Genomic DNA, 22612 nt, shown 5'->3' on the forward strand with positions numbered 1-22612 from the left:
CCACTGGTCGGAACCCTCAGCCCACGTCCGAGGCCAGCAGCATCTCGGCCTCGGCGAGGATTTCGGTGACCCGCAGGCCGAACGCGGCGTCGACGGGGTGGGCGCGGCCGGTGTCGGCGGAGGTGAGCAGGGCGTCCGCGGCGCGGGTCAGGGCGGGGACGACGCCCTCCGAGCTCTCCGGCAGGAGCGTCACCCCGGCCTCGCCCCGCAACTCCACGGCGGCGCCCGCCGCGCCGGGCGGGGCGGTGAGGCTCAGCGTGAGGGTGCTCGTGGCACCGCCGGAGTGCTCGACGACCAGGTGGACGGTGTCCCCGGGGCCGTGCGCGGCGGCCGCCACCCGCCGGGCGTCGCCGAGGACCGGCAGCAGCACGGACAGGGCGTGCGGGCCCACGTCCCACAGCGCACCCTTCTCCCGCCGCCACGTCGAGGCCGCGAACGGGCTGTCGCCGGTGAACACCGAGCCCAGCCACTGCGCCCGAGCCGTGAACCAGCCGGCGACCCCCGCCTGTTCGGTGATCCACTCCTCCGTCTCGCGCAGGAAGCGGGTCGTGAAGAACACCACCGAGGCGACCCCGGCCTCCCGCGCCGCCTCGACCACCGCCTGCCCCTCCTCGACCGTCGGTGCGAGGGGCTTGTCCAGCAGCAGATGGCGGCCCGCCCGCGCGGCGCGCACCGCGAGCTCGGCCTGGATGTCCGGCGGCAGGGCCACGGCCACGGCGTCCACGTCCGCGAGGAGGGCGTCGACGTCGTCGTAGGCACGTACACCGTGCGCGGCGGCCAGCTCCTTGGCGGCGTCCGGGCGACGGCCCCACACCCCGACGAAGTCCAGCCCGTCATGCCCGCTCAGGGCGGGTGCGTGGGCCATGTGGGCCCAGGGCCCGGTGCCGAGCAGTCCGATGCGCATGCCGCCGCCTCTCCGCAGTTCCCTTGTCGGCCGGTGCGGTGTGCCATCGGCCGTGGCGAGGGTCGCACACCGACGGGGTGGCCACGCAACCCCTCGCACCCGACCACACCCGGACCACGGCGGACCGCGGCGATTCAGTGGTCGCAGTGCTGAATGCGTTCTCTTTCCTCTATTGGACCTCCGGCCGCGGTCGGGGACAGGCTGGAGTGCGTTTACGCGCCACCACGCGCACCACCGGATCCGAAAGAGGTCGCAGCATGCACACCCGCCGCATCGGAGACGTCGAGGTCAGCGCGATCGGCCTCGGCGCCATGCCCATGTCGATCGAAGGGCGACCGGACGAGGCACGCTCCCTCGCCACGATCCACGCCGCCCTCGACGCCGGCGTCACACTGATCGACACCGCCGACGCCTACCACCTGCACGCCGACGAGGTCGGCCACAACGAGACCCTCGTCGCCAAGGCCCTCGCCTCCCACGACCGGGGCCGGGACGTCCTGGTCGCCACCAAGGGCGGTCACCTGCGCCCCGGCGACGGCAGCTGGACCCTGGACGGCAGCCCGCGGCACCTCAAGGAGGCCTGCGAGGCCTCGCTGCGCCGGCTCGGCGTCGAGGCGATCGACCTCTACCAGTTCCACCGCCCCGACCCCCGGGTGCCCTACGAGGAGTCCGTCGGCGCGGTGCGCGAGCTGCTGGACGAGGGCAAGATCCGCAGGGCGGGAATCTCGAACGCGAACCCGGACCGGATCAGGCAGGCCAACGAGATCCTCGGCGGCAGGCTGGTCTCCGTGCAGAACCAGTTCTCCCCGGCCTTCCGCTCCAGCGAGCCGGAGCTGCGGCTGTGCGACGAGCTCGGCATCGCCTTCCTCCCCTGGAGCCCCCTCGGCGGTATCTCCCGCGCGGGTGAACTCGGCTCCGCCCACGCTCCGTTCGCCCGGATCGCCGACGCTCACGGGGTGAGCCCGCAGCGCGTGTGCCTGGCCTGGATGCTCGCCAAGTCCCCGGTGGTGGTGCCGATTCCGGGCGCCAGCCGCCCCGAGACGATCCGCGACTCCGCCGCCGCACCGGACCTCGTTCTCACCGCCGAGGAGCTCGCGACACTAGACGTTGCTTGAACTTTCCCAAAAAATCCGCGCGTTGGTGTGCTGACGGGCTGGAGCGGACGAACATCGAGTTCCTAGGATGTACTGTCTGTCATGCCAGTCCAGTTGGCGCGGCACGGAGCTGGGGGAGCGGATGCACTCGGAGAAGCAGCTGTCCACGAAGATCGACGCCAACGTGCCGACAGCAGCGCGCATGTACGACCACTACCTCGGCGGCAAGGACAACTACGCGGCCGACCGGGCGGCGTGCGCGGAGCTCGACAAGGTCGTCCCCAGTACGCGTCGTCTGGCCGTGAACAACCGGCGCTTCCTGCAGCGGGTCGTCAGGACCCTGACGCAGGAGTACGGCATCCGGCAGTTCCTCGACCACGGCTCAGGCCTGCCCACCCAGGACAACGTGCACCAGGTCGCCCAGAGCATCGACCCCACAGCCCACGTCGTCTACGTCGACAACGACCCGATGGTGCTGGTGCACGGCCGGGCCCTGCTGGAGCAGGACGAGCGCACCACCGTCATCCACGCCGACATGCGGGAGACGGACGCCATCTTCTCCCACCCCGACACCCAGCGGCTGATCGACTTCACCCAGCCCGTCGCCGTGCTGTTCAACTCCGTCTTCCACTGCATCCCGGACAGCGACACCGACGGACCGTCGGCCGTGGTCCAGCGGGTGACCGAACGGCTCGCGCCCGGCAGCTACCTGTTGATGTGTCAGCTGGTCAGTGAGGACGCCAAGGTGCGTGACTTCGTCACGAACTTCATGGACCAGGCGACGCAGGGCCACTGGGGGCGCGTGCGTCAGGAGAAGGACGTCGAGGCGCTGTTCGACGGTCTGGACATCCTCGAACCCGGACTCGTGGAAGTGTCCACCTGGCGCCCGGACAGCGAGGTGGCGCCCCGTCAGCTCACCCAGGAGTGGATCGAGTTTGGCGGCGTCGCCCGCCTTCCGTAGACGCGGTCGACGTCCCGGGCGGCGGCACTCCGCAGTCGCCGCTCAGGACGCGCCGCGATCACGGCGCGGGATAACGCGACTTCATCGTCTCGCGCAGCAGAGCCAGGGACTCGCGCGGGTTGAGCGCCTCGTCGGCCAGCCTGTCCAGGGCGAGCCGGTACTCCTCCGTCTCGTCACGGTCCTCGAGGAAGTTGGCACTCCTGATGTGCTCGAGGTAGACGACGTCGGGAAGATCGAGGCCGCCGAAGCGGAGATAGGTGACCGGTATGGCGGGCGCCGAGGCGTTCGTCACGTCCAGGGGAACCACCTGCACCGTCACGTTGGGACGGCGGGCCATCTCGATCAGATGCCCGAGCTGCTCGCGCATGACGTCCTTGCCGCCGAGCACGCGCAGCAGGACCGACTCGTCGACGATCGCCCACAGCTGCGGCGCGTCCGCCCGGATCACCAGCTCGGCCCGGCGCGTGCGCAGTTCGATCCGGCGCTGCACCTCACCGGCAGGCGCGTTCGGCAGGCCCCGCTCCACCACCGCCCGCGTGTAGGCGGCGGTCTGCAGCAGGCCGGGAACGTACTGGATCTCGAAGGTGCGGATGGTGGCCGCCGCCTCCTGGAGCCCCACGAGGCGGTCGAACCACTCGGGCATCAGACGCTTGTCGTAGCGCTGCCACCACCCCGGCTCACCGGCCCGCTGCAGCAGCTTGATCAGCACCGAGGCCTCGTAGGCATCGGTGCCGTACAGCTCCAGCAGGGCCCGGACGTCCCGCTCCGTCGGTGGGCGACGGCCCTTGCCGGACTCGATGCGGGAGAGCTTCGCCCCGCTGAAGCCGAGCGCGCGTGCCGCCTGGTCCTGGGAGAGGCCCGCGTCCTCGCGGAACCCCGCCAGCTGTACGCCGACCAGCATCTTCAGCAGGGTCGGCGCGGGCTCGGGCCGGTCGAGGTACGACTCGAGGCGCGAGATGCGAGGCGACGCGGCGGACATCATGGCTCCCCGTAGACAGGCAGACGTGAGGAAAACTCTATCTCACTCGGCGAACCTTCACCGTATCCCTCCGTGATGACACCGGAGTTGACCCTGGTGACCGTCCCGTCGCCGCGCGGCTCACCCGTTGCCCCGCACCAGGTGGTCGAACTCGCCGTCCTTGACACCGGCCAGGAAGGCCGCGACCTCGGCCGGCGTGTAGACGAGCGCGGGTCCGTCGGGATCGCGGGAGTTGCGCATCGCTATGTCCCCGTCGGTCAGGGCGGCGACCTCGACGCAGTTCCCCTCGGCGTTGCTGTGCCGAGTCTTGATCCAGCAGGCGTCCAACGAGCTCGCCCGCACTCCGTTCCGCACTGGTGGCACCGCAGTCTCCTTGCCGTTCGTATTCCGTGCCGCGCGCCCGGTCCTCCGGGACGGAAGAGGGCTGCATCCCATGGGCCTCGACCGTCCCGGCTGAATCTCGCGCAATTTCCCGTGCAATTGCACGGGAGCGCCGTCGGCGTGGATAATAGCTGCGGCGTCAACCCCGGCGTTGCCGCCCCATCCTGACGTCGCATCAGGGAGATGTCGTGTCGTCGCTTGCGTACCACGCGTCCCGTTCGCCGAGTGAAGGTGCGCCGAGGGCGGGTGGGATCGGCGAGGACCGCGCCCCGCTGCGCGCGGTCCTGACGGCCGACGCGGAGGAGGAGCCCTGCCCGGACGGCGAGGCGCCACCGCCCTCCGTCGTCTCCGCCGACCTGCGCATCAGCTGCGGCCGACAGGGTTTCGCCCTCGGTCGCGCCTTCACGCGCGGCATCCTGCGCCAGTGGTCGCTCGAACACCGCGAGGACGACACGCTGCTGGTGGTGGGTGAACTGGCCGCCAACGCGGCCGAGCACGCGGCGCCGCGGATCCCCGGTGGCATGCCGACCGTCCGGCTCGGCCTCGCGCTCACCCCCGGCCATCTGCTGATCACCGTCTCCGACGACATCGACAGCCCACCCGTGCCCGCGGCCTCCGCCGAGGCCTGCGAACTGGACGAGCGCGGAAGGGGCCTGGCCATCGTCGAGGCCCTGTCCGTCGGGTGGGGCTGGACGCCCAGACGCCCTGCGGGCAAGACCGTATGGGCCATGCTGTCGATCCGTCCCTCGCCCGACACCACCGTGGAAGGGTCCCCCGACATGCGCCCCGCTCCGACCGGAAAGCCGAGCACCCAGCGCACGGACCGCGACGCGCCCGCAGGCGGGCCGGCACGGACCACGCCCCTCATGACGCTCGGGCAGGTGCCCTGGAGCGAGATCAAGGACTCCACCGGCTCCGCGGCCGCCATCCCCCTCCTCCTCAACAGCGTGGCCTGGGGGGACGAGGAGACCGCCCGGACCGCGCTCGCCGAACTGCGCAGTCGCGTCTGTCAGTACGGCTTCGTCGTCGAGCAGGCCACCGCCGCGACCGTGCCCTTCCTGTGGGAGCTCGCGCAGCTGCCCCACGTGACCTGTCGGCCGCAGATCATCCAGCTGCTCAGGAGCATCGCCGACGCCCGGCAGTGGGAGAGCACGGCCGCCGTCTACCCGAAGCTGCTCAACCGCCGCGAGAACCACGTCGTGTGGGAACGCGCGGCCCGACGGGCCGTCCGCGACCGCCGTGCCGTGCTGCCGCGGCTGCTCGCCGAGGACGACGTGGAGGTCGCCCGGGCGACCACGGAGCTGGCCCGCACACTGGGGGAGTGAGGCCACCCCGGAAGAGGGGGCCCTGCCGGCACTGATCGGCACGGACGGGCAACTGCCGCACCGGGCCGGGGTGTACACGGCCCCGCACGGCAGCCGGATGGCCCGAGTCGGGGGCGGCACGCGCCGCCCCGCCCGCTCAGGACACCGTCGTCCCACTCCTTCCCCCGCAGCACGCCCCCTCCCCAGGGCCCGGTTCCGCCAGCCACTCCGCGATGGTGCGGGCGATGGGTTGGCCGGTTTCCACCTCCACGAAGCCGAACTGGCCGGACTGGTTGCACTCGAGGAACCACCAGGTGCCGTCGGCGTCCTCGGCGAAGTCGAAGGCGCCGTAGGCCAGTTGGGCCTCCCGCAGGTACTTGCGGACACCGTCGACGGCGCAGGTCGGTACCTCGACGGGACGCCACGGCAGACCGGCGGAGGCGAAGCGGACATCGACGTCGTCCAGGGGTGCGTCGGGGTCCGTCTCCTTGCGGGCGGCCAGCATCCGGTCCCCGACGACGGTCAGGCGGATGTCGGCCCGCTTGGCGACCCTGCGTTGCAGCAGCGTCGGGCCGAACGCTACGGCGGCGAAGTCCGCGTCCGGTGCCACCCGGCTCGTCGGCACCGCGCGGGGCGGATCCTGCGGGTGTGCGCCGGAGACCGGCTTGACCACGAGGTCCGGGAAACGTTCCGCGAACGCGCGGGCGGCCTGCGGAAACGTCGTGATCAGGGTGGCCGGCACGGGCAGTCCGCTGCGCTGGGCGAGGCGGAGCTGCCAGGGTTTGTGGCGGGCCCGGCGGGCGGCGTCCGGATGGTTCATCCACCTTGCGCCGGATCCGCGCAGCATGCCGTACAACGCCTGTGAGGACTCCTCGGTGAGCCAGTCGGACGGCTCGGGCACCCGGGTGGCCGGGGTGCCCGGCCTGCGCACCCAGATGGACCGCAGGCCGTCGATGCTCACCAGGCGACCCGCGGACCAGAGGTGGCCGCGGAAGGCGCCGTGCACGTACTCGCCCGAGAGGGCGACCCCGCCCGTCAGGTCGGCGGGGTCCAGCCGGACCACCGGGACCCCGGCCGCGTTGAGGTGCACGACCACCATGTCCGCCGTCACGTCCTGTTCACAGGTCAGGATCAACACGGTCATCGTCGTCGGTCCGCGTTCAGTCGTCGAAGTGGGTCTTCGAACCGGCGGTTGACGTGGTGGTCCCCAGTTCCCTCAGCAGCGCGAGGTCCGAGGCGGCGATCCGGCCGTCGAGAAGTACGTTCAACTGCAGTCCTGAGTCGTAGGCATACGGAATGGAAACGTCCAAATCCGCCGCCGGGCGTGCATAGTTGAGCGCAAACGGTTGCATCGTCTCTCCCTCTTCGTGCTGCGCCGACCAAGCCGTCGCCATGGCGCGTCGTGCTGCGTCGTCGCTTCGCCCGGTGGATCACCTGGGCTTCCATTGACTTATACGAATCGAACGGGTGGTTGGTTTCCTTACGCTCCGTAGTCATTGGCGAGTTCGGCACCCCGGACCTGAGACGGTCGGAGGCGCAGAGAGGTTGAGCGGAGATCAGACGGTGTCGCTCGGCCTGCCCAGGGGCGAGGGCCGCTGTGCGTCGGCGACCGGGCGGCGCAGGGTGCGCAGCGCGAGCAGGAGGACGCCGATGTCGTCCAGGTACACCGGGTCGGGCAGCACGTCCGTCGGCAGCACGAGATAGAGGACGGCGCCCCAGAAGACCCAGCGGGGCCCGGTCGGCAACCCGGCCCGCCGCAGCGAGCGTCGGGCGTTCACCAGCCGGACGAGCAGTGTGACGGCCACGACGAGGGCCACCGCCGCGAGGGCCACGACGACGGCGATCACTGCAGTGGTCGTGTCCACGGGCTCTCCTCGGTCCGGTGCGCCGCCGGGTGCGGGCCCCTTCCCGTCGGATTCCCGGTTACGGCGCCCGTATTGCCTCCGGGGTACCCGCGTGTGCGTCGCCCACGCCGCCGATGGCTTGTTCTCATCCTCGTGGCCCACTCGTGTGGCGTGACGTCCCAGAGGGTCGTACTAATGATCAACACAAAGTCGCGTGTCGCATGTCGGGGGCCAGGAGCGGCCGCACCCTGTCCATGGAGCTGAGCATGACCACCCGCTCTCCCGAATCCCGTCCGAACACACCCGCCGTATTCCCGACGGAGGCCCCCGCCTCGTCCGTCGAGCCACCCGGACCGGAAGGCACGCAGGCTCTGGGCGCTGCGGAGCCCGCACAGGCCGCACAGGCCGTGCAGAGCGAGGCGGGGCCGTCCCCGCTGGAATCCGCGAGGGTGCCCTCCTGGCCGACCTGGCTCACCGTCGCGGCACTCGCGATCTGCGGCGCGGCCCACTTCCCGACGGACCGGGACGGCGCGTCCCTGCAGATCTACGGCTTCGCCTTCGGCGCGTCCGTACTGTGCGTGCTGCTGGCCCTGCTGCTGACGTTCCGGTCCGCGACCCTGCTCCTCGCCGGAGCGGTCGTGGCCCCGGCAGCCCTGGTCGCGGCGGAGCTGTTCCAGGACCAGTGGCACTCGGCAGGCCTCTCCCGGGCCCTGGGCCTCGCCCTCGCACCCCCATGGCTCGCCACCCTCACCGCCGTCCTCGCCACTCTGACCGCCCTCTTCGCCCTGCTCGCGGCGCAACCGGCGGGGAGAAGGCCGACACCATCACTCCGACCGCTGATCAACCGTCGGCCGTGACCCGTGACCCGTGACCCGTGACCCGTGACCCGTGACCCGTGACCCGTGACCCGTGACCCGTGACCCGTGACCCGTGCCCCTCCCCGAGCCGCCCGCACCGCGGCCGGCTCGCGATGGTGGGTCTCAAGTCCTGTGGGCGGTCAGGCCCGGCAGTACGCGGTCCGGGGTCAGGGGGAGTTCGCGGAAGCGGATGCCGGTGGCGTGGTGGGTGGCGTTGGCGATCGCGGCGGCGGTGCCGACGACGCCGATCTCGCCGATGCCCTTGCTGCCCATGGGGTTGAGGTGGGGGTCGTCCTCGTCGACCCAGTGGGCCTCGATGTCGGGGACGTCGGCGTGGGCGGGGACGTGGTACGACGCCAGGTCGGACTCCGTGAAGTCGCCGAACGCGGCGTCCATCGTGCTGCCCTCGGTGAGCGCCATGCCCAGGCCCATGACCATGCCGCCGACGAACTGGGAGCGTGCGGTGCGGGCGTTGAGGATACGGCCCGCGGCGTACACGCCCAGCAGGCGCCGTACCCGGGTCTCACCGGTGACCGTGTCGACGGCGACCTCGGCGAAGTGCGCCCCGAACGCGTGCCGCGCGTAGGGGCTGTCGGCGTCGGCCCGGCCCGCCGTGTCGGCCTCGACGGCCAGCCCCTGTGCCGGCAGCGGGCCCGTGCGGTCGCCCAGGAGTGCCGCCAGGCGGGTGCACGCCTCATGGACCGGCCAGCCCCAGGACGCGGTGCCGGACGAGCCGCCCGCCAGGGAGGCCTGGGGCAGATCGGTGCTGCCCACCTCCACCCGTACCCGCTCCAGCGGTACCTCCAGGACGTCCGCGGCGATCTGCCCGAGCACCGTACGGGAGCCCGTGCCGATGTCCGCCGCGTTGATCCGCACCAGGAAGTTCCCGTCGGGCAGCGCCCGGGCCGAGGCCTTCGAGGGCCACACCAGGACGGGATAGGTGGCCGCCGCCACGCCCGAGCCGATCAGCAGGGGCCCCTCCGCACGGGCGCGCGGGCGCGGGTCGCGGCGGTCCCAGTCGAAGCGGCGGGCGCCCTCGCGCAGGCACTCGACGAGATGCCTGCTGCTGAACGGCTTGCCGCTGTCGGGCTCCGTGTCCGGCTCGTTGGCGATCCGCAGCTCGATCGGGTCCATGCCGAGCTCGGTGGCGAGCTCGTCCATCGCGGACTCCAGCGCGTACATGCCGGGCGCCTCGCCCGGGGCGCGCATCCAGGACGGCGTCGGTACGTCGAGCGGCACCACACGATGGGCCGTGCGGCTGTTCGGTGTGGCGTACATGACGCGGGCCGGTGTCGCCGCCTGCTCCACGAACTCCTTGACGTGCGAGGTGTGGGTGGTGACCTCGTGGCGGAGCGACGTGAGGCGTCCGTCCCGGCCGGCGCCGAGGCGCAGCCGGTGCAGGGTGGGGGCGCGGTGTCCGACGACGGCCGGGAGGTAGCGGCGGGGGAGGGCCACGGTGACGGGCCGTCCGGTCCGCTTCGCCGCCATCACCGCGAGCACGACGTCCGGGCGGGGCGTGCCCTTCGAGCCGAAGCCGCCGCCCACGTGTTCGGCGTGGACCGCGATCCGCTCCGCGGGCATCTCGAACAACTGGGCGAGCACGGCGCGTACGACGCCGGAGCCCTGGCTGGAGGTGCGGACCGTCAGCCGGTCTCCCTCCCAGTGGGCGGTGGTGGCGTGCGGCTCCATGGGGTGGTTGTGCAGCGGGGGCACGCGGTAGCGGACATCGACGCGGACCTCGGACGACCCGAACGCGCCCTCGGGGTCGCCCTGTTCGCGTACCGCCGGATACCCGCCGTTGGCCTGCTCGGGGACGTACCCGGCCGGGTGCGTGTCGGTGAGGGCGACATCGTGCTCCTCCGTCGCGTACACGACGTTCACGGCCGCCACACCGGCGCGGGCCGCCTCCAGGGTCTCCGCCACGACCAGCGCGACGAACCAACCCCGGTGCGGCACCCGGGAGTCCTGCAGGACGGCCAGCGTGGCGTCGTCGGACTCGGCGAGCCGCGGGGCGTCCTCGGGCGTCAGCACGGACACGACCCCGGGCACCTCCAGGGCGGCCGCGGTGTCGATCCGCGTCACCCGGCCCCGCGCCACGACCGCCGGGACGGGCCGGGCCTGGAGGCGCCCGGGGGAGGGGTGTTCGGCGGCGTAGCGGGCGGTGCCGGTGACCTTCAGACGCCCTTCCCGGCGCTCGGCGGGAGCGCCCGGCACGGTGGCGGGCTCGGCCATGGAGTCCTCCTCGGGATGCCGGTTCAGGTCCTGGCGGGCGCCGTGAGGCGGGCCAGGACGTCGAGGGCGAGACCGCGGGCGAGGGGCACCTTGTAGGCGTTGTCCCGCAGGGGCCGCGCGGCGGCCAGTTCCAGATCGACGGCGTGCTCGAACGCCGCGGCGGTGGGCGCGGCGCCCAGCAGTGCCTCCTCGGCCCGCCGCGCCCGCCAGGGCCGGTGCGCCAGCGCGCCGAAGGCGAGCCCGACGTACGAGACCGTTCCGTCCGCCACCTCCACCACGGCCGCGACGGAGGCGAGGGCGAAGGCGTACGAGGCCCGGTCGCGGGCCTTGCGGTAGGCGGACGGCAGCCCGGCCGGGCGGCCCGGCAACACCACACCGGTGATCAGCTCACCGGGCCGGATCTCGGTGTCCTGCTCCGGACGGTCCCCGGGCAGCCGGTGGAACTCGGCCGCCGGGACGCTCCGGGTGCCCTCGGGGCCGTACAGCTCCACCCGCGCGTCGAGGGCGGCCAGCGCGACGGCCATGTCGGAGGGGTTCGTGGCGATGCAGTGCTCCGAGTGCCCGAGCACGGCGTGGTCCCGGTGGACGCCCTCCAGAGCGCCGCAACCGCTGCGCGGCACGCGTTTGTTGCACGGTTTGGACAGGTCCTGGAAGTACGGACAGCGGGTGCGTTGCAGCAGGTTGCCGCCCGTGGTGGCCGCGTTGCGCAGCTGGCCGGAGGCGCCCGCGAGCAACGCCTGGGACAGCGCCGGGTAGCGGTCGCGGACGAGGGGATGCGCCGCGAGGTCGCTGTTGCGGACGGTCGCCCCGACGCGCAGCGCCCCGTCGGGCAGCTCCTCCACCGTGCCCAGCGGCAGGCGGCCGACGTCGATGAGGGCGGCGGGCCGCTCCACGCCGAGCTTCATCAGGTCGACGAGGTTGGTGCCACCGCCGAGATAGCGGGCGCCGGGGCGGGAGGCATAGGCGTCGGCGGCCTCCTCGACGCTGTCGGCCCGTACGTACGCGAAGGGTTTCACCGGATCACGTCCTCCACCGCGTCGACGATGCGCGGATAGGCGCCACAGCGGCACAGGTTCCCGCTGAGCCGCTCACGGATCTCGTCCCGGTCCAGTGGTACGGGCCGCCCGGACGGTGTCGCCGGGTCGGTGACGTGTGACGGGTGGCCCGCCTCGGCCTCGGCGACCGCGCCGAGCGCGGAGCAGATCTGGCCCGGGGTGCAGTACCCGCACTGGAAGCCGTCCCGTTCGAGGAACGCCCGCTGGAGCGGATGCGGCTCCTCGCCGTCACCGGCGAGCCCCTCCACGGTCGTGACGTCGCAGCCGTCCAGGGAGACGGCGAGGAGCAGACAGCTGTTGACGCGCCGCCCGTCCACCAGGACCGTACAGGCGCCGCACTGACCGTGGTCGCAGCCCTTCTTGGCGCCCGGCAGGTCGAGGTCCTCACGCAGCAGGTCCAGCAGGACGCGCCGGTGGTCGACGGTCAGCGTGTGCGGTTTGCCGTTGACCCGCAGCATGACGTCGGACTGGTGGGGGCGCGAGGCGACGGTGTCCTCGTCGTGGCTCTGGCTTCCCATGCTGGACGACCCTCCGGGACGGGCGGAACGGTGCCGTGGGAACCGCGTATCCACGCTGCGCCACCTGACACTCGTTGCGGCGCACAAGACTGCCTAGGCTGGCCGTCATGCCCGAACATTCACATGTCCCGTCGGATCCGGTTCCGGCACTGCGCACCGCCTACGAGGCGCTGGCCGCCGTCGTCGACCCGCTCGGCGACGAGGAGTCCTGGCAGCCCACCGGCTGTACGGGCTGGGCCGTGCGCGATCTCGTCTTCCACCTCGTCGCGGACGCCCGGCGTGCCCTGGTGGCCCTGCACACGCCGGCCTCCGGGCAGCCCGACCGGGACGCCGTGACGTACTGGCAGGACTGGCGGCCCCATCCCGGGGGCGCGGCGAACGGCCGTCGTTACAACCGGGTCGCCGCGAGCATGTTCCTCGACTTCGCCCAGCTGCGCGAGCTGTACCTGGAGACGGCGGCGGCCACCGTCCACGCCGCCGCGGCGGTCCGCCCGGACGCCCTCGTCGCCACCCAGGGCCACGTCCTGACCGCCGGCGACCTGATGAGCACGCTCACCGTCGAGGCCGCCGTCCACCAGCTCGACCTCGTTGTCGGACTGCCCACCGCGCCGGGCCCGCCGCCGGCCGCCCTGGCGGTGGTGCGGACCACGCTGGACGGCCTCCTCGGCCGCCCGCTGCCCGTGGACTGGAGCGACGAGCACTACGCCCGCGCCGGCACGGGCCGCCTGCCGCTGACGGAACCGGAACGACGGTCCCTGGGACCGGACGCCGACCGTTTCCCTCTGTTCTGTTGACGTCCTGTTCCGCTGTCGTTCTGTGCCGCAGGCGTCCCAGGGGCCTGTCCGGCGGATCAGGTCGCAAGCGACGGGGCCTTAGCCCCGCGTCTGCGGCATGATCCGCCGGACAGGCCCTAGCCCTCGGGCGTCTCCTTGGCCTCGGTGGTGCCGCTCGCGGAGGGAGCGGGCCGCCACTTGAGGCGTTCGAAGGTGCGGGTGAGCTGCTGCAACGGGGAGCCGGCGGGCTTGCCGGTCGTTCCCGTCTGCTGCGGCTCGGGGGCCTCGCCGGACTCGCGGAAGACGGTGAGTGCCTCGTGGGCCCGTTCGGCGGCCTCGCGGTACAGGTCGCGCGACCTCGTCATGGCCTCCAGCGCCTCCGCGTACATGGCCACCAGCCTGCGCTCGCGGGCGAGTTCCTCCTCCAGCGTCAGCAGGCTCCAGTCCTCACGGAGCGCGGCGAGCGCCTCCTGCGCGCCGTCCGGGAGCGGCTTGGGCAGCGCGGCGAAGCGGATCACCGCGTCGACCAGTTCGGTCGGCTCCGAGCCGTCCAGGAAGACGGTCCGTACGGTGAGGTCGCCGGGGTCGGAGTCGAGGGGGGCCGGGGTGCCCGGCAGCACGACCGCGCCGCCGCGCGGCACCTCCACGCCGGAGTCCCGCAGCGCGTAGTTCACGGCGCGCAGCTGGTGCGGCGAGGCCCGGTGCTCGACCACGCGGTGGCGCAGTCCCGGCGGCAGGAAGCGCGTCAACGGCCTGCGGCCCACCGCGTCGGGCGTCATCGCCTCGTGGACGACGACGTCGATGCTCCAGCCGTCGCGCTGCGCGCCACGGAGCGCGCGCCGCATGTCCGTTTCGTCGGTCGGTAGCGGGTTGACGTCCCCGAGGCGCAGGCCCGTGGGTGACTCGTAATCCGGGCCGGTGTCCTGCTCCCAGGGCCAGAACACGGTGGCGGGGGAGGGCCACCGCTGGTCCCACGGTCGCTCCGCCTCCGCGACCAGCGTCCACTCCCGCCCGGTGTCCGGGCCGGATTCCGGGACGTCCGTGAGCGTCAGCCGGGCCCGTACGGTCACCTCCTCCGGGACCCGCCAGCGTGCCTCGAACACGCTGCGGCCCTCGGGACTCTCGTCGGCGGGCACTTCCTTGCAGTCGTCGATGACCTGGTCGTCCTTGAGCCGCCGCAGGTGTTCTCGGACGAGGTCCGCTGCGGCGGCCGCGGTGTGGCGGCCGCGGGCCGGCCAGACTGTGGAGGGGATCGGGGGGCGGGCGCTGGAGGACGTTGACATGAGTCCATCTGTGGGGCGGGAACAACGTGCGGGTCCCAGTATCGTCTTTCCACGTCGCACACGATCAAGCGGGGGTGCGCGGTGTCCCTGGGTGCACACGGGGCGCACGGCGTGCGCGCGGGGCGCGTGGGTATCGCACCAGTCGACCGCCGCTCACCCGTGTCCCCGCCGCCCTCCGGCGCCCAGAATCGGCTGCGCGGACAGGGCCCGCCCACCATCCGCATCGGGGTGGGCCCTGCCCGCGCTACGGGCGGGTGAAGGCCCCCACGCCCTCCTTGAACGCCTCGCGGGGATGTGGGTGCGCTCCAGCGGTTCCGCCGGGATGATCTGCCCTTCGTGTGCCGAGCCTCGAAGGCGAGCCCTTCGTGCACCAGGCCCCGATGCGAGCCCTCCGTGCACCGAGCCCCGAAGGCAGGTCCTTCGGGGCCCGGCACCACGAAGTCCGTTACGCGCCGCTCGCCTTGAGCATGTCCTCGCGCTCGACGATCTTCACGCGCTCGCGGCCCTCGGGCTCGCCCAGTGCCTTCTCGGCGGCGTCGAGCTTGTACCAGCCCTCCCAGGTGGTGAAGCGGACGTCGCGCTCGGTGAGGAACGCGTCCACGGCCTCGGGGGCGGGCGAAGCCGGCGTCTGGAGGCGCTCGTTTGCGTAGTCGTCCAGCAGGTTGGCCACCGTCTCGTTGGCGTCGCCCTTGGTGTGGCCGATGAGGCCGACCGGGCCGCGCCGGATCCAGCCGGTGACGTAGGTCGACTGGAGGTGCTCGCCGGTCTCCTGGAGGACCCGGCCGCCCTCGTCCGGGACCGTGCCGCTCTCGATGTCCCAGGGCAGCTTGGGGAGTTTGTCGGAGAGGTAGCCCACGGCACGGTAGACCGCGCTGACGTCCCAGTCCTTGAACTCGCCGGTGCCCTTGACGTTGCCGGTGCCGTCGAGGGCGGTGCGCTCGGTGCGCAGGCCGACGACCGCGCCGTCCTCGCCGAGGATCTCGGTGGGCGACTCGAAGAAGTGCAGGAACAGCTTGTGCGGCCGGTCGCCGACGTCGCGGATGGCCCAGTTCTCCAGGGTCTTGGCGACCATGTCGGCCTGCTTGTTGCCGCGCCGGGTCGCGATCGACCCCTCGTCGTAGTCGATGTCCTCGGGGTCGACGATGACCTCGATGTTGGGGGAGTGGTCGAGCTCCCGCAGCTCCATCGGGCTGAACTTGGCCTGCGCGGGGCCGCGCCGGCCGAAGACGTGGACCTCCAGCGCCTTGTTGGCCTTCAGACCGTCGTACACGTTCGGCGGGATCTCCGTCGGCAGCAGCTCGTCCGCCGTCTTCGCCAGGACGCGCGCCACGTCGAGGGCCACGTTGCCGACGCCGAGGACGGCGACCTTCTCCGCCTCGAGCGGCCAGGTGCGCGGCACGTCCGGGTGGCCGTCGTACCAGGAGACGAAGTCCGCCGCGCCGTAGGAGCCGTCGAGGTCGATGCCGGGTATGGACAGCGCCCGGTCGGCCGTGGCGCCGGTGGAGTAGATCACGGCGTCGTAGAACGAACGCAGGTCGTCCAGGCTGATGTCGGTCGGGTAGTCGACGTTGCCGAAGAGACGGATCTGCGGCTTGTCGAGGACCTGGTGCAGCGCCGTGATGATGCCCTTGATCCGGGGGTGGTCGGGGGCGACGCCGTAACGGATCAGGCCGAACGGGGCGGGCATGCGCTCGAAGAGGTCGATGGAGACACCGGGGTCGGCGGCCACGTCGGACTTGAGCAGCGCGTCGGCGGCGTAGATCCCGGCGGGGCCGGCTCCGACGATGGCTACCCGCAGGGGGCGCGGCATGATCAGGTTCCCTTCGAGCGATGACAGGACGACTCGTCGGGAAGCCTAAGCTAAGGCAAGCCTAAGTCGGTACGCGGGTCCGGCCTATGGACTCATAAGGCGGGTTTATGAGTCACGCGCGTCCGCGGGAAGCGGCTGTTCCGCCCAGATGATCTTGCCGGTCGGCGTGTAGCGCGTGCCCCACCGGTCCGCCACCTGTGCGACCAGGAACAGGCCGCGGCCCCCCTCGTCGGTCATGGCCGCGTGACGCAGATGGGGCGAGGTGCTGCTGCCGTCGAAGACCTCGCAGATCAGACTGCCGTCCCGCAGCACCCGCACGCGGACCGGGCCCGCACCGTAGCGGATCGCGTTGGTGACCAGCTCACTGAGGATCAGCTCCGTCGTGAACGTCAGCTCCTCAAGACCCCAGTCCGCCAGCTTCCGGGTCACCGCGGCGCGCACCTCACCGACGGCCGCCGGATCCATCCGCACCTCCCACTCGGCCACCCGGTCCGCCCCGAGCGCCCTCGTGCACGCGACGATCAGCGCCACGTCGTCGCTCGGCCGGGACGGCAGCAGGGCGTCCAGGACGACCCGGCAGGTCTCCTCGGGCGAGGAACCCCCCGAGGCCAGGGCCGTGCCCAGCAGCTCGAGACCGGTGTCGATGTCCCGCTCGCGGTCCTCGACCAGCCCGTCGGTGTACAGCACGAGCCGACTGCCCTCCTCCAGCTCCACATCCGCCGTCTCGAACGGCAGACCCCCCACCCCGAGCGGAGGCCCGGGCGGCACGTCGAGGAACGTCACGCCGCCGTCGGGACGGACCACGGCGGGCGGCGGATGGCCGGCGCGGGCGATGGTGCAGCGCCGCGAGACGGGGTCGTACACCGCGTACAGGCAGGTGGCGCCGGTGATGGGCGCGCTGCCGCCCTCGTCCTGCTCGTCCTGGTCGATACGGCCGACCAGCTCGTCGAGGAGCCCGAGGAGCTCGTCGGGAGCCAGGTCCAGCGCGGAGAAGTTGCTCACCGCCGTCCGCAGCCGCCCCATGGTGGCCGCCGCGTACAGCCCGTGGCCCACCACGTCCCCGACCACCAGCGCGACGCGCGCCCCCGACAGCGGCAGTACGTCGAACCAGTCGCCGCCCACGCCGGCCTGCGCGGGCAGATACCGGTAGGCGATGTCCAGGGCGCTCTGCTCCGGCAGGCTGCGCGGCAGCAGACTGCGCTGGAGGGTCACGGCCATGCTGTGCTCGCGGGTGTAGCGGCGCGCGTTGTCGATGGAGACCGCTGCGCGCGCGACCAGCTCCTCCGCGAGCGCCACTTCCTCCGCGTCGAACGGCTCGGGCTTCTCGGAACGCCAGAAGCTGACCACACCGAGGACCAGGGACCCGGCCCGCACGGGCACGGTGATCAGCGAGTGGATGCCGTACTCCACCACCTGCGCGGCGCGCTCCAGGTCCTGGGCGTGCCAGCCGGCAGCCTCGCTCAGGCGCGGTTCGACGACCGGCCGTCCGCTCTCGATGCTGCGCCCCTGCGGCGACGACGCCACGAACCGGATCCGCTCACCCGCCGGATACAGGGGAGCGTCCTTACGGAGGCCGGCCAGCGCGGTACGCCGCAGCCCGGCCCCCCGCTCCGGCTCCTCACCGGCGAGAACCGCGTCGTACAGGTCCACGACGACGAAGTCCGCGAACCGCGGCACGGCCAGGTCCGCCAGCTCCTCGGCGGTCCGGGTCACGTCCAGGCTGGTGCCGACGCCCGCGCCGGCGTCGTAGAGCAGGTCGAGGCGCTCCCGGGCCGCCTCGGCCCGGCCCGACAGGGCGCGCAGCTCCGTGGAGTCGCGCAGCGTGGCGACGCTGCCGGAGGGGCCTCCCCGCAGGTTCGTGGGCCGCTGGTTGACCGCGAGGAGCCGGTCGCCCACCAGGTGCACCTCGTCGGTGGCGACGCGTCCCGAGGAGAGCAGGTCGGCGATCGCGGGGTCGAGGCCGAGGGCCCACACCTTGCGTCCCTCGGCGTCCTCCGGCAGATGCAGCAGACGACGTGCCTCGTCGTTGGCGAGGAACAGGTCGCCCTCGTCGCCGACGATGATCACCCCTTCCCGCACCGAGTGCAGCACCGCGTCGTGGTGCTCGTACATGCGGGTCATCTCGTGCGGGCCGAGGCCGTGGGTCTGGCGCATCAGCCGCCTGCTCACCAGGGCCGTTCCCGCCGTGGACAGGGCCACCGCCACGCCCGCGGCGAACAGCAGCAGCGGCAGCTGGCGGTCCAGGGCGCCGCCCACGCGCGCCGTCGTGATGCCGGCCGACACCAGACCGACGACCTTCCCGTCGGGGGCCTTGATCGGCACGACGGCCTGCACCAGCCGGCCTATGGTCCCCGTGATCTCCTCGGTCACCGTCCCGCCCGCCTGGGCGGGGGCCAGGTTGCCGACGAACTTCTTGCCGATGCGGTCCGGCTTGGGATGGGTGTAACGGATCCCGTCGGGGTTCATGACGACGATGAAGTCGACCTTCGCCGCCTTGCGCGCGGCCTCCGCCGACGGCTGCAGGACAGCCGTGGGGTTCGGGGTGCTCAGCGCCGCGCGGGTGCCCGGCGCGTTGGCGAACGTCTCGGCGACGGCGAGGGAGCGATTACGTGCCTCCACGCTGCTGTCGTGCCGCACCTGGAGCACGAGCGCCACGACCGCGGCCACGACGAGCAGCAACACGATGACGACCTGAAGGAAGAACACCTGACCGGCGACGCTGCGCCCACTCAGCGACCCCCGGCCACGGGTATGAGGGCGCGCGGCACGCAAAGGGCTGGGGGCACGGGTCGGCCGAGACCCGGGTCGACCCGTTATCCGGACCATGTGCCCATGTCTACACTGCCACGCCGTATGAGGCGAGGGGCGTCACACAGGGTCACACCTCGTTCTACGGCCCACCTGCGTCGGCCGGTTGGCCGCTCCTCAGTCATCACGCGGTGCCGCGGAGCGGCGCGTGGCCAGGAGCAGCGCGATGTCGTCCGGGCGGTCGACGGTGTGCCGCGCCGTCGTGGTGAGCCGGTCGGCGACCCCGGCCAGGAAGCGGCCGTCCGCGCGGACCTCCCCGCCACCGGCCCGGGAGAGCGCGACGCGCAGCGCGGCGATGCCGTCGTCGATGTCCGCGCCGGGCCGTTCCACGAGGCCGTCGGTGTACAGGGCCAGGATCGCGCCGGGTTCGAGGCGCAGTTCGGTCACCGGGTACCGGGCCTGCGGGTCCACGCCGAGTACGACACCGCCGGGGATGTCCACGAGTTCCGTGAGCCCGTCCGGGCGGCGCAGCAGGGGCAGCGGGTGGCCCGCCCGGGCGGCCCGGGCCACACCGGTGACGGGATCGAGACGGACGTAGCAGCAGCTGGCGAACTGCCCCGGGTCCAGGTCGATCAGCAGGTGGTTGGTCCCGCTCATCACCTCGTCCGGCGGATGGTCGCCCACCGCGAACGCCCGCACCGCGCTGCGCAGTTGCCCCATGGTCGCGGCCGCCTGCACGCCGTGCCCCTGGACATCGCCGATGACCAGGGCCAGGGCACCGCCGGTCTCGACGACGTCGTACCAGTCCCCGCCCACCTCCATGCCCTGGGTGCCCGGCAGATACCGGCCGGCGGTCTCCACCTGCGGGTGCGCCGACAGACGGTGGGGCAGGAGGGCCTGTTGCAGGCCCCGGGCGAGGGCGGCCTCGGTCTCGTAGCGCTGTGCCTTCTCCATGGCGTGGGCGATCAGTCCGGCCACGGCGGTCAGCACGGTGCGCTCCTGGGTGCTGAAGCTGCGGGGGCGGTCGAAGCCGAGGATGCAGGTGCCGACCGGGCGGCCGGAGGCGATCAGGGGCAGGAAGGCGCGGGCCCCCTCCGTCGCGTCGAGGGCGATGCCGGGATAGGCGGCCCGCAACTGGGGCATCGAGTCGAAGAAGAGCGGGCGGCCCGTGGTGAGCGTCTCCACGCCGGGCAGCCGGGTGTCGAGCCCCACACCGTCGAAGGGGGCGAGGAAGCCCTCGGGGAAGCCGTGCTCCCACGCCAGGTACAGATGCCGCTCCTGGAGCAGGTAGATGGCGAGCCGGCGGCCGCCGAACGCGGGCAGCAGCTCCTGCATGACGACGGCGGAGACCTGGCGGGCGGTGACGGCCTCGGTGAGGGCGATGGCGAGGGCGATGGGGCGGTACATCGGGGCCGTCGCGGTGTCCTCGGCCGTGGTGGCGTCGCGCGCACCCCGGTCGAATGCCAGGCCGCCCACGCTCTCCACGGGCTCCACGGGGTTCACGGGCGGCTCCGGCACCCGGCTGGACGGGCGGACGGTGCACGTGAGGATGTCGGTGCCCGCGTACACCGACAGAGCCAGCCAGTCGCCCTCGGCGGGCCGCTCCTCCTGCCCGGAGGGCCGTCTGACGTGGAAGTGGGCGGGCTGGTCCGACAGCAGTACGGCGCGCAGGTGTTCCTCGTAGGCGGGCTCCTGAAGCCACGGCACGCCCTCCCACAGCGACCGTCCGACCAACTCGGCGTGCGGGCGGCGCAACAGCTCGGCCGCACGCGGATTCGCGTAGCCGACCACGCCCAGCCGGTCCAGGCTGAGCACACCGTCCGGGAGCAGGTCGGCCGCCGCGTCGGCCGTCGAGCCCGAACCGGCGTCGAGCACGACCCCACCCGCGGACCGGGCGCCGTCGGCGTCCCCGGGCCCCCACAGCTGCACCAGCCGCGGCTCCCCGTTCGCGGCGCGCACCGGCACCGGGAGCGCCGGCGGCCGCCCGGCCGCGGTCTGCCGCAGCAGGTCCTGGAGCCGGGGCGGATCCGTCACGCACTCCACGAGGTCGCGCACATGGCTCAGCTCCCGCCCGGCGGGCACGCCCAGCAGCGCGGGCAGGTGATCGTCGGCGGCCAGGGCCCCCGTCGCGGGGTCCCAGGAGAAGCGCGCCAGCCGGGCCGCGGCGGGGCCGGTGGCCGGCGGGCGCACGTACAGCGGCTCGTCGTCCCAGCGGACGGACGACCCCTCCTGCTCCAGGCGCCGCAGGGCCCCGCCCAGACGTTGCGCCAGCCGGGTGAGCCGGTCCCGCTCGGCGAGCACCTCGGCGGCGTCGGCGGCGGACGGCCTGAGCACGGTCAGCACACCGAACGTCGAGACCGCGTGGGCGACGGGTACATGGATGGACCCGAACGGGAACGGCAGACCGGCCGCGAACTGGGGATAGCGGCGCATGGTCTCCGTGGCGTTCGGCAGCACCACCTGGACGCCCAGCCGATGGACGTCGGCGACCGGGAACGGCCGGTCGACGTGCAGGCGCCACCAGGGCCGGAACAGGTGGCCGGGGAGCCCGGCGAGCACGGCGAGGCGCAGCAGCCCGGGCGAACTCGAGCACAGGTAGACGCCCCCGGCGCGGTTGTCGGCCGTGCCGACCGCGTCCGCCGCGGTCTCGGTCAACAGCGCGGCCAACCGCCCGGGCATGCCGTTCTCGCCCTTGGCGCTCCCAGTCATGGCCCTACCTCGTCCGTGCGCCGCCGGGTGGGCGACACAGCAAGAATGCGCCCCCCGGCCCCCGCCGCGCACCCGCAGGGACCGGCGGACCCAGGACGACACCCGCGGCCGTGGGGTGATCGTCACCGTGCGTGAACGGCGTTCGGGCCGCACGGGTGAGGCGTCCCGGGGTACGCGCAGCGCCATGGGCGAGATTCGGGTCGGCACGTGTTCGTGGACCGACCGGCCGCTGGTCTGCAGTGGCCGGTACCCGGTCGGGCAACGGGACGCCGAGGGGCGACTGCGGTACTACGCAGGCAGGTTCGGCATCGTGGAGGTGGACTCCGGCTATTACGCGCTGCCTTCGGCACACAAGCCGATCCGGCGGTGGGGCCGCCGTACGGGCCGCCGAGCGCATGTGCGGCCCGCTCGCGGGCTGACCGGCCGACCGGCTGTCAGACGGTACGAAGGGTACGCTTCGCCAGCTCGAACGCCGGCAGCATGTCCTCGTGCTCCTCGGTGTCGATCCCGCCGAGGTGCAGCACGACGGGGCCGTCGGCCGTGGCCACGGCGAGGGCGTGCTCCTTCTTCGTCTCGTCGAGGATCTCGCTCGTGTAGAGGTACTCCACCTCGACCCCGGAGAGTCCGCCCGCCTCGAACGTGCGGTACTTCTCCTTGCTCGCTCCGTTCTCGGCCGCCACGAACGCCTCCAGCACGCCGCGTGCGTCGGCGTTCCCCGGCTTGCCGGTGTAGACGCGGATGAAGCCGATGTGCCCGGCGGGCTTGGCGTCGATCTCGCAGGCGAGGGCGACCGGGCCCTGGTACAGGAGTTCGTCCGGCTGGTCCTGAGGGCTGCCGGAACCGCCCGAGCCGCCGGACTGGACAGCCTCCGCCGTCCAGCGCTCGGCGGTCCGGAACGAGACGGGCAGCTCGCAGGCCGTACCGGGACCGCCCAGTGTGCCGCCGCCCTTGGCGCCCGCGTCGGCCTGCCCGCTCGCACCGGTCGCCTTCGCGGGGGCCGACGAGGCGCTCGCCTTCTTGTCGTCTTCCTCCGCGGCCCCGCACCCCGTCAGGACCCCCGCCAGCAAGGCCGCTCCGGCCACCCGACGCCACATGTTCCCCACCCCGAACTGCAATTCGATCAGAGGGGGCACTGTATCCGACGGTCCTGACACGCCGGG

The 22612-nt window shown here is 72.7% G+C and carries 19 protein-coding genes and 2 pseudogenes; 7 read left to right on the forward strand and 14 right to left on the reverse strand.

The features are described from left to right. Nucleotides 1-16: 16 nt before the first annotated feature. Nucleotides 17-904 (reverse strand): Gfo/Idh/MocA family protein, encoded by an 888-nt coding sequence (locus ACFYWX_RS23235; RefSeq protein WP_389425979.1) that lies wholly within the window; start codon nucleotides 902-904, stop codon nucleotides 17-19. Between the two features lie 257 nt (nucleotides 905-1161). Between ACFYWX_RS23235 and ACFYWX_RS23240 the strand changes: the two genes are divergently transcribed. Continuing rightward, complete coding sequence (locus ACFYWX_RS23240) at nucleotides 1162-2019, forward strand: aldo/keto reductase (protein WP_389425980.1); 858 nt, start codon at nucleotides 1162-1164, stop codon at nucleotides 2017-2019. 121 nt (nucleotides 2020-2140) lie between these two features. After that, a complete protein-coding gene (locus ACFYWX_RS23245) occupies nucleotides 2141-2959 on the forward strand; it encodes an SAM-dependent methyltransferase (protein ID WP_389426098.1) in 819 nt (272 codons plus the stop codon). 58 nt (nucleotides 2960-3017) lie between these two features. On the opposite strand, the gene ACFYWX_RS23250 is transcribed toward ACFYWX_RS23245, so the two are convergent. Continuing rightward, nucleotides 3018-3938 (reverse strand): helix-turn-helix domain-containing protein, encoded by a 921-nt coding sequence (locus tag ACFYWX_RS23250; RefSeq protein WP_389425981.1) that lies wholly within the window; start codon nucleotides 3936-3938, stop codon nucleotides 3018-3020. Between the two features lie 120 nt (nucleotides 3939-4058). Continuing rightward, nucleotides 4059-4301: a DUF397 domain-containing protein gene (locus ACFYWX_RS23255; protein ID WP_389425982.1), complete on the reverse strand. Its 243-nt coding sequence runs from the start codon at nucleotides 4299-4301 to the stop codon at nucleotides 4059-4061. Between the two features lie 206 nt (nucleotides 4302-4507). Between ACFYWX_RS23255 and ACFYWX_RS23260 the strand changes: the two are divergent. Continuing rightward, nucleotides 4508-5032 (forward strand): annotated as a pseudogene (locus ACFYWX_RS23260) (ATP-binding protein); the annotation flags it as partial. A 66-nt stretch (nucleotides 5033-5098) separates the two neighbouring features. Beyond that, the gene (locus ACFYWX_RS23265; RefSeq protein ID WP_389426099.1) at nucleotides 5099-5644 is read left to right on the forward strand and encodes a hypothetical protein; all 546 of its coding nucleotides are present in this window, start codon (nucleotides 5099-5101) and stop codon (nucleotides 5642-5644) included. Nucleotides 5645-5780: 136 nt separating this feature from the next. Here ACFYWX_RS23265 and tgmB read toward each other — a convergent pair whose 3' ends face one another. The 3 genes from tgmB to ACFYWX_RS23280 all read right to left on the reverse strand — a co-directional run bounded on the left by tgmB (nucleotide 5781) and on the right by ACFYWX_RS23280 (nucleotide 7488). Then, on the reverse strand, nucleotides 5781-6767 hold the full coding sequence (gene tgmB / locus ACFYWX_RS23270) for an ATP-grasp ribosomal peptide maturase (RefSeq protein ID WP_389425983.1): 987 nt from the start codon (nucleotides 6765-6767) through the stop codon (nucleotides 5781-5783). Nucleotides 6768-6783: 16 nt separating this feature from the next. After that, the gene (gene tgmA, locus ACFYWX_RS23275) at nucleotides 6784-6975 is read right to left on the reverse strand and encodes a putative ATP-grasp-modified RiPP (protein WP_133925965.1); all 192 of its coding nucleotides are present in this window, start codon (nucleotides 6973-6975) and stop codon (nucleotides 6784-6786) included. A 204-nt stretch (nucleotides 6976-7179) separates the two neighbouring features. Next, nucleotides 7180-7488: a DUF1232 domain-containing protein gene (locus ACFYWX_RS23280; RefSeq protein ID WP_389425984.1), complete on the reverse strand. Its 309-nt coding sequence runs from the start codon at nucleotides 7486-7488 to the stop codon at nucleotides 7180-7182. Between the two features lie 245 nt (nucleotides 7489-7733). Here ACFYWX_RS23280 and ACFYWX_RS23285 point away from each other — a divergent pair, with 245 nt between their 5' ends. Beyond that, on the forward strand, nucleotides 7734-8324 hold the full coding sequence (locus ACFYWX_RS23285) for a hypothetical protein (RefSeq protein ID WP_389425985.1): 591 nt from the start codon (nucleotides 7734-7736) through the stop codon (nucleotides 8322-8324). 123 nt (nucleotides 8325-8447) lie between these two features. Here the strand turns inward: ACFYWX_RS23285 and ACFYWX_RS23290 are convergent, their stop codons facing one another. Genes ACFYWX_RS23290 through ACFYWX_RS23300 form a run of 3 tightly spaced genes read right to left on the reverse strand, consistent with a single transcriptional unit; the run spans nucleotide 8448 to nucleotide 12129 of the window. Further along, nucleotides 8448-10556 (reverse strand): xanthine dehydrogenase family protein molybdopterin-binding subunit, encoded by a 2109-nt coding sequence (locus ACFYWX_RS23290; protein WP_389425986.1) that lies wholly within the window; start codon nucleotides 10554-10556, stop codon nucleotides 8448-8450. Nucleotides 10557-10579: 23 nt separating this feature from the next. Then, nucleotides 10580-11572: an FAD binding domain-containing protein gene (locus ACFYWX_RS23295; protein ID WP_389425987.1), complete on the reverse strand. Its 993-nt coding sequence runs from the start codon at nucleotides 11570-11572 to the stop codon at nucleotides 10580-10582. Continuing rightward, nucleotides 11569-12129, reverse strand: a complete 561-nt coding sequence (locus tag ACFYWX_RS23300) for a 2Fe-2S iron-sulfur cluster-binding protein (RefSeq protein ID WP_389425988.1) — start codon at nucleotides 12127-12129, stop codon at nucleotides 11569-11571. The genes ACFYWX_RS23295 and ACFYWX_RS23300 overlap by 4 nt, the downstream gene beginning before the upstream one ends. A 107-nt stretch (nucleotides 12130-12236) precedes the next feature. Between ACFYWX_RS23300 and ACFYWX_RS23305 the strand changes: the two genes are divergently transcribed. Next, nucleotides 12237-12923, forward strand: a complete 687-nt coding sequence (locus ACFYWX_RS23305; RefSeq protein WP_389425989.1) for a maleylpyruvate isomerase N-terminal domain-containing protein — start codon at nucleotides 12237-12239, stop codon at nucleotides 12921-12923. A 116-nt stretch (nucleotides 12924-13039) separates the two neighbouring features. Here ACFYWX_RS23305 and ACFYWX_RS23310 read toward each other — a convergent pair whose 3' ends face one another. The 4 genes from ACFYWX_RS23310 to ACFYWX_RS23325 form a co-directional block, all read right to left on the reverse strand. Beyond that, nucleotides 13040-14185, reverse strand: coding sequence for a hypothetical protein (locus tag ACFYWX_RS23310; protein ID WP_389425990.1), 1146 nt, complete (start codon nucleotides 14183-14185; stop codon nucleotides 13040-13042). 445 nt (nucleotides 14186-14630) lie between these two features. Next, nucleotides 14631-15995, reverse strand: a complete 1365-nt coding sequence (locus ACFYWX_RS23315) for an FAD-dependent oxidoreductase (RefSeq protein WP_389425991.1) — start codon at nucleotides 15993-15995, stop codon at nucleotides 14631-14633. 105 nt (nucleotides 15996-16100) lie between these two features. Beyond that, nucleotides 16101-18821: a SpoIIE family protein phosphatase gene (locus tag ACFYWX_RS23320; RefSeq protein WP_389425992.1), complete on the reverse strand. Its 2721-nt coding sequence runs from the start codon at nucleotides 18819-18821 to the stop codon at nucleotides 16101-16103. Between the two features lie 99 nt (nucleotides 18822-18920). Continuing rightward, nucleotides 18921-21452: a SpoIIE family protein phosphatase gene (locus tag ACFYWX_RS23325; protein ID WP_389425994.1), complete on the reverse strand. Its 2532-nt coding sequence runs from the start codon at nucleotides 21450-21452 to the stop codon at nucleotides 18921-18923. A 184-nt stretch (nucleotides 21453-21636) separates the two neighbouring features. On the opposite strand from ACFYWX_RS23325, the pseudogene ACFYWX_RS23330 reads away from it, so the two are divergent. Next, nucleotides 21637-21852: pseudogene (locus ACFYWX_RS23330) on the forward strand (DUF72 domain-containing protein); the annotation flags it as partial. Nucleotides 21853-21886: 34 nt separating this feature from the next. Here ACFYWX_RS23330 and ACFYWX_RS23335 read toward each other — a convergent pair. Continuing rightward, entirely contained in the window at nucleotides 21887-22546 is a 660-nt protein-coding gene (locus ACFYWX_RS23335; protein WP_389426100.1) for a lipoprotein, read from the reverse strand. Between the last annotated feature and the right edge of the window lie 66 nt (nucleotides 22547-22612).

Source organism: Streptomyces sp. NPDC002888, assembly GCF_042888465.1.
In the GTDB taxonomy this organism is placed as follows: Bacteria; Actinomycetota; Actinomycetes; order Streptomycetales; family Streptomycetaceae; genus Streptomyces.

What these genes read in the sequence shown, in the direction of transcription:
- ACFYWX_RS23245 (WP_389426098.1), top strand. Translation starts at nt 2,141, where the DNA reads ATGCACTCGGAGAAGCAGCTGTCCACGAAGATCGACGCCAACGTGCCG.
- ACFYWX_RS23235 (WP_389425979.1), bottom strand. Translation starts at nt 904, where the DNA reads ATGCGCATCGGACTGCTCGGCACCGGGCCCTGGGCCCACATGGCCCAC.
- ACFYWX_RS23310 (WP_389425990.1), bottom strand. Translation starts at nt 14,185, where the DNA reads ATGTCAACGTCCTCCAGCGCCCGCCCCCCGATCCCCTCCACAGTCTGG.
- ACFYWX_RS23265 (WP_389426099.1), top strand. Translation starts at nt 5,099, where the DNA reads ATGCGCCCCGCTCCGACCGGAAAGCCGAGCACCCAGCGCACGGACCGC.
- ACFYWX_RS23325 (WP_389425994.1), bottom strand. Translation starts at nt 21,452, where the DNA reads ATGACTGGGAGCGCCAAGGGCGAGAACGGCATGCCCGGGCGGTTGGCC.
- ACFYWX_RS23300 (WP_389425988.1), bottom strand. Translation starts at nt 12,129, where the DNA reads ATGGGAAGCCAGAGCCACGACGAGGACACCGTCGCCTCGCGCCCCCAC.
- ACFYWX_RS23305 (WP_389425989.1), top strand. Translation starts at nt 12,237, where the DNA reads ATGCCCGAACATTCACATGTCCCGTCGGATCCGGTTCCGGCACTGCGC.
- tgmB (WP_389425983.1), bottom strand. Translation starts at nt 6,767, where the DNA reads ATGACCGTGTTGATCCTGACCTGTGAACAGGACGTGACGGCGGACATG.
- ACFYWX_RS23335 (WP_389426100.1), bottom strand. Translation starts at nt 22,546, where the DNA reads ATGTGGCGTCGGGTGGCCGGAGCGGCCTTGCTGGCGGGGGTCCTGACG.
- ACFYWX_RS23290 (WP_389425986.1), bottom strand. Translation starts at nt 10,556, where the DNA reads ATGGCCGAGCCCGCCACCGTGCCGGGCGCTCCCGCCGAGCGCCGGGAA.
- ACFYWX_RS23250 (WP_389425981.1), bottom strand. Translation starts at nt 3,938, where the DNA reads ATGTCCGCCGCGTCGCCTCGCATCTCGCGCCTCGAGTCGTACCTCGAC.
- ACFYWX_RS23285 (WP_389425985.1), top strand. Translation starts at nt 7,734, where the DNA reads ATGACCACCCGCTCTCCCGAATCCCGTCCGAACACACCCGCCGTATTC.
- ACFYWX_RS23315 (WP_389425991.1), bottom strand. Translation starts at nt 15,995, where the DNA reads ATGCCGCGCCCCCTGCGGGTAGCCATCGTCGGAGCCGGCCCCGCCGGG.
- ACFYWX_RS23320 (WP_389425992.1), bottom strand. Translation starts at nt 18,821, where the DNA reads ATGGTCCGGATAACGGGTCGACCCGGGTCTCGGCCGACCCGTGCCCCC.
- ACFYWX_RS23240 (WP_389425980.1), top strand. Translation starts at nt 1,162, where the DNA reads ATGCACACCCGCCGCATCGGAGACGTCGAGGTCAGCGCGATCGGCCTC.
- tgmA (WP_133925965.1), bottom strand. Translation starts at nt 6,975, where the DNA reads ATGCAACCGTTTGCGCTCAACTATGCACGCCCGGCGGCGGATTTGGAC.